General features: G+C 36.1%; 8 protein-coding genes. 6 read left to right on the top strand and 2 right to left on the bottom strand.

From position 1 onward, the window contains the following. Positions 1-328: 328 nt before the first annotated feature. From ACTQ5K_RS25110 to ACTQ5K_RS25095, 4 genes are read left to right on the top strand one after another with little or no spacing between them, the layout of a single operon-like run. Positions 329-907, top strand: coding sequence for a CBO0543 family protein (locus ACTQ5K_RS25110; protein ID WP_048718529.1), 579 nt, complete (start codon positions 329-331; stop codon positions 905-907). A 28-nt stretch (positions 908-935) separates the two neighbouring features. Then, the gene (locus ACTQ5K_RS25105; RefSeq protein ID WP_231512515.1) at positions 936-1,115 is read left to right on the top strand and encodes a hypothetical protein; all 180 of its coding nucleotides are present in this window, start codon (positions 936-938) and stop codon (positions 1,113-1,115) included. Further along, entirely contained in the window at positions 1,116-1,388 is a 273-nt protein-coding gene (locus ACTQ5K_RS25100; RefSeq protein ID WP_349204323.1) for a CBO0543 family protein, read from the top strand. A 54-nt stretch (positions 1,389-1,442) separates the two neighbouring features. Further along, positions 1,443-1,763, top strand: coding sequence for a YnfA family protein (locus ACTQ5K_RS25095; protein WP_048718531.1), 321 nt, complete (start codon positions 1,443-1,445; stop codon positions 1,761-1,763). Between the two features lie 76 nt (positions 1,764-1,839). Here ACTQ5K_RS25095 and ACTQ5K_RS25090 read toward each other — a convergent pair whose 3' ends face one another. After that, positions 1,840-2,130 carry an AbrB/MazE/SpoVT family DNA-binding domain-containing protein gene (locus ACTQ5K_RS25090; RefSeq protein WP_031536161.1) on the bottom strand — a complete coding sequence of 97 codons (291 nt, stop codon included), beginning with the start codon at positions 2,128-2,130 and terminating at the stop codon, positions 1,840-1,842. A 197-nt stretch (positions 2,131-2,327) separates the two neighbouring features. Here ACTQ5K_RS25090 and ACTQ5K_RS25085 point away from each other — a divergent pair, with 197 nt between their 5' ends. After that, complete coding sequence (locus ACTQ5K_RS25085; protein WP_031536162.1) at positions 2,328-3,170, top strand: aldo/keto reductase; 843 nt, start codon at positions 2,328-2,330, stop codon at positions 3,168-3,170. Positions 3,171-3,665: 495 nt separating this feature from the next. Further along, complete coding sequence (locus ACTQ5K_RS25080; RefSeq protein ID WP_239687079.1) at positions 3,666-4,583, top strand: nuclease-related domain-containing protein; 918 nt, start codon at positions 3,666-3,668, stop codon at positions 4,581-4,583. Between the two features lie 459 nt (positions 4,584-5,042). Here ACTQ5K_RS25080 and ACTQ5K_RS25075 read toward each other — a convergent pair whose 3' ends face one another. After that, positions 5,043-6,101, bottom strand: coding sequence for a hypothetical protein (locus ACTQ5K_RS25075; RefSeq protein ID WP_441994434.1), 1,059 nt, complete (start codon positions 6,099-6,101; stop codon positions 5,043-5,045). Positions 6,102-6,271 lie beyond the last annotated feature (170 nt).

Raw genomic sequence — 6,271 nt, 5'->3', positions numbered from 1 at the left:
CGAATAAGAAAATCAAAAAAATAATTCAAAGTCAACTTGAACAGTGGATCGCTGGCCTTCCTAATTATATCAAGGCTTATTTGCCGATATCACTCTGCGAAAGTTGAGATAAAAGAATAAAGAAAAAATATCGGAAATAAGTAGCATTATTCCATATTCGATGATACATAAAGTACCCCCAGTGTTCATCTAGTTACTATTAATCGAAAGAAGTTTCTAATAATTGAAGTCTGCCCCATTCTTTTTATTTAATGAGCGATAAGTAAGTGAAATATTTTCTAAAAAATAGTTCATACTAAAAAAATGAAATAATCCCTGAGGTGATCAGATGAATGACCAACAACGATCTTTTTTTGATCGATTAGTTTCTATACAAGAGAATTATACAAAAGAGGCAATAGAGTATTGGAGTAAGTATTCCGGTTTGGATACATGGCAGTTTTGGGTGGGAGTGCTGATGTTAGTCATTCCACTAATCGTTTTATTTTTTACTATTGATCGAAAGCGTATATTCATAATTGGTTTCTTTGGTTTTGCTGTGCATATGTTATTTTCCTATGTAGATGCAACGGGTATTCGCTTTGGTTTATGGGCCTACCCGTATCAGTTTCTGCCATTCTTACCAAGCTTCTCACTGGATGGGGCGATTATTCCAGTGGCTATTATGCTCGTATTTCAATGGACGTTAAAGCATAATAAAAACTTCTATCTTTATGCAACCATATTAGCAGTTATTTTTGGCTTTGGTTTTAAACCACTTTTGACAGCTATCGGGTTATTTGAACCCTATAAATGGATTAATTTCTTCTATATTTTTCTGATTTATTGGTTCCTCTATATTGGTGGGTATCTAATAACAAGATTATTTATGAAGTTGCAGGAAAAAAGAACGGACAAGCCAATATAGACAGGAGTTATTTTATGTTCTTATCTTGATGGTAATTTTATTTAATGCAATTGCTTATTTTATTCCAAAACGCTTAACAGCTATTGAATTGTTGACAACGACATTGTTTGCCACATTTCTTCAACTAGTAACTGATACCTTTCTCGATTTGAAATATGATTTATATGGTTATTTTAGAATAGGGGTAGATTGGGAGAGTTTGATTTAGATTGGGGGAATCTATCCAGCGATTAACGTCATCTTTCTAAATTACTTTCCGTATAAAAGTGGTCTTCATAAAAAGATAGTCTATATTTTCACTTGGGGAGTCATTGCAATGGTATACGAAACCTTCTTTATCTATACAGGAACCTTTTATTTAAATGGCTGGAAGCAATTTTACTCCATTTTTACCTATCTAGTTCTATATGTTTTTTTGATGCTTTTTCACAAATTAACAGTGAGAATGATTGAAAGAAGTAGACGGGAAAGAAGTGATTAATTACCCTAGTTATTTGGTATAATGAATGGAAAATGGATAGTAGGGTGATTTTTGATGACAATTATCATTTTTATTTTGGCTGGTATAGCTGAAATCGGTGGGGGCTATCTCATTTGGCAATGGCTTCGAGAGGGCAAGCCTTATTATTGGGGGATATTTGGCGGAATATCTCTTGTTTTATATGGTATTATTGCAACCTTTCAATCGTTTATGTCGTTTGGAAGAGTATATGCTGCATATGGAGGTATCTTTATCATCCTCTCTGTTTTATGGGGATGGGGGATTGATCGAAAAACACCTGATTTGAATGACTGGATAGGTGCAGGTATTTGCCTAATAGGAGTAGGTGTGATGCTGTTTGCACCGAGACAATAAAATAATCAAAAAAGACAATTCCGTCTATCGAGTGAATGAAGAGGGAATTGTCCTATCATAAATGGAATTTGAAAGCTTACTTCTGAGAATCATTCGCAAAAACGGATTCTAATTCTTTCATTAGTATTTCGGCGCCTTCTTTACTTAACACAATCTTTCCGTTGCCAATGGTGATATTATCAGGTGAGACTTCCCCAGTAATCGCACACTCCTCAAAGGCTTTATACTTCTGGAAGACGATTTTTTCCCCTTCTACGAAAATCTCTAATGGATCTTTAATTTCAATTCCCAATGTTCTTCTCAATTCTCTTGGAATAACAATACGACCTAATTCATCCACTTTCCGAACAATTCCAGTACTTTTCATCCCTTATCCCTCCGATACATTTTTTAATATATATACTATATTTTAACATATTGCCTAAGTATTGAAAGAATAATATTTTGAAGTAAAGATAATTTAATGAAAGAGATGAAGCATATCAGTAGAATTTGTTATCTAGTATCCTCTATACTTTTAAAGAGAGGAAATCTTTTCTAATTTATAGAAGGAGGATATCAATCATGCATACAACAATTCCACAAATAACGCTAAATGATGGCCTTGTGATTCCAGCCATTGGATTTGGTACATATGATTTGCGAGGCGCGTCTGGTGTTCAAGCGATGACGTCAGCAATTGATATGGGCTATCGCTTACTCGACTCTGCATTTAATTACGAAAATGAAGGAGCAGTCGGTGAAGCCGTTCGCCGCAGTGCTGTTAGCAGAGATCAATTATTCCTTACATCCAAACTTCCAGGAAGACACCATCAATACGACAAAGCCATCTATACTATCCAAGAATCACTCTACCGCACAAAACTAGATTATTACGATTTATTCCTAATTCACTGGCCAAATCCCAAAACAGATTTATACGTAGAAGCCTGGCAAGCGTTAATTGACGCCAAAAAATGGGGACTCATTCGCTCCATCGGTGTCTGCAACTTCTTACCAGAGCATCTCGATCGCTTGAAAAAAGAAACCGGCGTATTGCCGAGCATTAATCAAGTAGAACTACATCCATTTTTTTCACAAAAAGAGCAACTAGCCTATGACAAAGAGAACGGAATCGTAACCGAATCATGGAGCCCACTCGGCCGAGCAAATAATGTCCTAGAAAACGAAACGATTCAACAAATAGCAAAAGCACACGGCAAAACAATATCCCAAGTCATCCTAAGATGGCATACCCAACTAGGAGCCTTGCCAATTCCAAAATCAAGCTCCCCACAAAGACAAAAAGAAAACCTAGAAATATTCGATTTTCAATTAACAGAAGAACAAATGCAGCAAATTTCTGGGCTAACACGCGAAGACGGGCGGATTGCGGATCAAGATCCAGCTGTTTATGAGGAGTTTTGAGGTTAGAATCCCTTATTGTGTTGAGCGATAAGGGATTTTTTTGTTGGTTGGAGTGGGGTGGAGATGGTCGGAAATGTGGATATATAATCGAAAGCAGTGGAAATGGTCCAAAAAACAAATATACGATCCAAAGTAAAGCAGATATGATCCAAAAAACAAATATATGATTCAAAGCAAAGCAGATATGATCCAAAAAACAAATATATGATTCAAAGCAAAGCAGATATGATCCAAAAAACAAATATATGATTCAAAGCAAAGCAGATATGATCCAAAAAACAAATATATGATCCAAAGTAAAGCAGATATGATCCAAAAAACAAATATATGATCCAAAGCAAAGCAGATATGATCCAAAAAACAAATATATGATCCAAAGCACATTCCGCCACATTATCAAAAAGGATTTTCAAGCAATCAAGTAGAATAACTAATCTAGAAAAAAAGAAAGGAAGTGGAAAATTGTTCTTAAATGAAATTTGCAAGAGTGATAGATTGAGATCAACAGAGGTGCTAGTAGGAAGGTTAAAAGAAACTTATAAACTTAGACCGAATGTAATGGAAGATTTAAGGAAACTTTTAGCTGGTTATCGCGGCGAGAAAGAAATGAAGTATTATCTGCAATTTTTGCCGGAAAAAGAGTGTCTTATCATTCATAATCTCCGCCTTTATGATGGAAAAACATATTTTCAGATAGACTATCTCATTCTCAACCAGCGGTTTTGCCTCATTGTTGAATGCAAAAATTATTACGGAGAGGTTTACTTTGATGCTAAGTTTAATCAAATGATTCGCAAAGTTGATGAAAAGGAAGAGGGATTTTCTGATCCTATATCCCAAGCCAAAAGGCATCAGCACCAATTGCAAACATACTTCAAGCTGCACAACTTCCCACCAATTCCCATCGATTTCTTAGTCATTTTCAGCAAGCCATCTACCATCATAAAAGGAAATCCCGCAATTAAAGACAAAGTCATACACAGCCACAGCTTTTTAGAAAAATGGGAATTACTCTCTGTAAAATATAAAATGATTGCGATTGATTGGAAGATTCTCCGCAAAATATCCAAAAACCTCTTAAAAAATAACACTCCCGAAACCTTAAATTTATTAAAACAGTATGGAATTCAACCAAATGATCTAATTACAGGAGTGCAATGCCCAGCATGCGCGAAATTTGCAATGATTCGCCAAAAACGGAAATGGTGCTGTCCTCATTGTGAGACATATGATGCAGCTGCCCATCAAAAGGCGGTAATGGATTACTTTTTATTGATAAAATCCACCATTACAAATAAGGAGTTTCGTGAATTCTCCCAGCTTACCTCACGTGGAATCGCCTCCAAAATGCTAGTAAAGATGAATTTACCAAGTAAAGGAGAAAATAAAGGCAGAGTTTATTACAAACCATGATTTTTCAAGAAGAGAATGGAGTGAAGATTTGTGAAAAAATGCGGATATGATCCAAAAATTAAATAAATAATCCAAAGGTGAACAGATATGATCCAAAATAGAAATATATTGTCCAAAGCAGGGAGGATATGATCCAAAAAACGGATATATGATCCAAAGTTGTACGAAAGCAACATTTGAATAAAAAAAGAGTCATTTTTCCCCATTCTTAATCTTTACGAAAAACAATGGAATAAAAATGACTCTTTTTCAGGTGGAAATTATTAACTTCATCTATTTAATAGTAGAGTTAGCCTAAATTAGAAAGGAAAAAATGCGGATATGATCCAAAAATTAAATATATGATCCAAAGGTGAACAGATATGATTCAAAATAGAAATATATTGTCCAAAGCGGAGAGGATATAATCCAAAAATTAAATATATGATCCAAACCAACATAATCAACTCCACCCAAACCTCAATCCCCCAACAAAACCCCCATCATCTTCCTCTCCAACACAACATCCGCAGCATTTGGATTATTAGCCTCCAACCCAACACCCTCTTCGCATAGAGCAACCGCCTTATCTCGGTCCCCATTCACGAAAAGCTCATAGGCAGCTGCGATTCGTTTATTGCTCATCTGTTTAATTGCTAAAAACCGTTTAACTTCCTTCAAAGCAAAGATGGAACGTGCTTCTTCCTTATCGCCCTCTAAAACAGCTAATAAAAACAATCGTTCTTTTGCAATCTCGACTCTGAAAAGGGAAATAAGCTTTTCTTTTCTTTCCCACAGCATATCATTAATCCTTTTTGCCTCTTCAAAATCAAGGCGGTCCATTGCCAGTGCTTGCTGGATGCAGAGAGTCCACTGTGAAAAATAGTCCTTCCCATCATCGCCTGGGGGCAATGCAAATAATTCCTCTGGCAGCTCCTGATAAGTGACACCGTTGGACGTTTGGGCGTTAATATAAAACTGGGAAAAAAGCTGCCACTGTTTGCTTTCCTTCTTCCAAGCCATTTTTAGCGTCATGCCATCATTAAAGCCAGCGGGAATAATATTCGTTAACCCGATGAGCAACCCGAGAAGGATAAAAATACTAGCAACTAAAGGTAATTCTCCTGCAATCCAGGCAATCAACCCAACGACAGCACTCGCAAGAAAATTCATGATGACTCCACCACATAAATACAGCTTAAATGGAAACTTGCCCGCAACATATGGCGGCGGGGCCATTAAGCATTGTCCAAGCGTTCCTGGAACATGCAGCTTTTTACGCTCTAAGCCGTTCTTTGTCGAAACAACCATCCACGAAAAGACGCGAAAGGATACGAGAGAATAGCCAGTTAATTTTCCGAAAATAAGATGTCCTGCTTCATGCAAAATAATATGTACAATATAAAATACAATCAAACAAATCAAGCTAGTGATAATACTAGTAATATTTACATCCCCTGATAAAATAAGAAGTGAAAGCGCACCACCAAATACAGCGCCAATCACAACCATTACAAGTGTAGAAAGAAATTTCTTCATGCCATAACTCCTATCCCTCATTAATCTAAAATAATTGTATCAGACGTTTATATAATCATCTCAACTTTCGCACCAAAAAAATAAGTGCAAATCGTTAGTTGTATTGCGTCTATGGTCTATTAAATATGTTGCTTGACAGTGTTTAATAAAATGAAAAAACACCTCATTCT

It is taken from the genome of Niallia sp. Sow4_A1 (assembly GCF_052116745.1).
In the GTDB taxonomy this organism is placed as follows: domain Bacteria; phylum Bacillota; class Bacilli; order Bacillales; family Cytobacillaceae; genus Niallia; species Niallia hominis.
The sequence above is the reverse complement of the archived record's forward strand: the minus strand, read 5'-3'. Positions and strand labels throughout refer to the sequence as shown.

What these genes read in the sequence shown, in the direction of transcription:
- ACTQ5K_RS25095 (WP_048718531.1), top strand. Translation starts at nt 1,443, where the DNA reads ATGACAATTATCATTTTTATTTTGGCTGGTATAGCTGAAATCGGTGGG.
- ACTQ5K_RS25105 (WP_231512515.1), top strand. Translation starts at nt 936, where the DNA reads ATGGTAATTTTATTTAATGCAATTGCTTATTTTATTCCAAAACGCTTA.
- ACTQ5K_RS25110 (WP_048718529.1), top strand. Translation starts at nt 329, where the DNA reads ATGAATGACCAACAACGATCTTTTTTTGATCGATTAGTTTCTATACAA.
- ACTQ5K_RS25075 (WP_441994434.1), bottom strand. Translation starts at nt 6,101, where the DNA reads ATGAAGAAATTTCTTTCTACACTTGTAATGGTTGTGATTGGCGCTGTA.
- ACTQ5K_RS25085 (WP_031536162.1), top strand. Translation starts at nt 2,328, where the DNA reads ATGCATACAACAATTCCACAAATAACGCTAAATGATGGCCTTGTGATT.
- ACTQ5K_RS25090 (WP_031536161.1), bottom strand. Translation starts at nt 2,130, where the DNA reads ATGAAAAGTACTGGAATTGTTCGGAAAGTGGATGAATTAGGTCGTATT.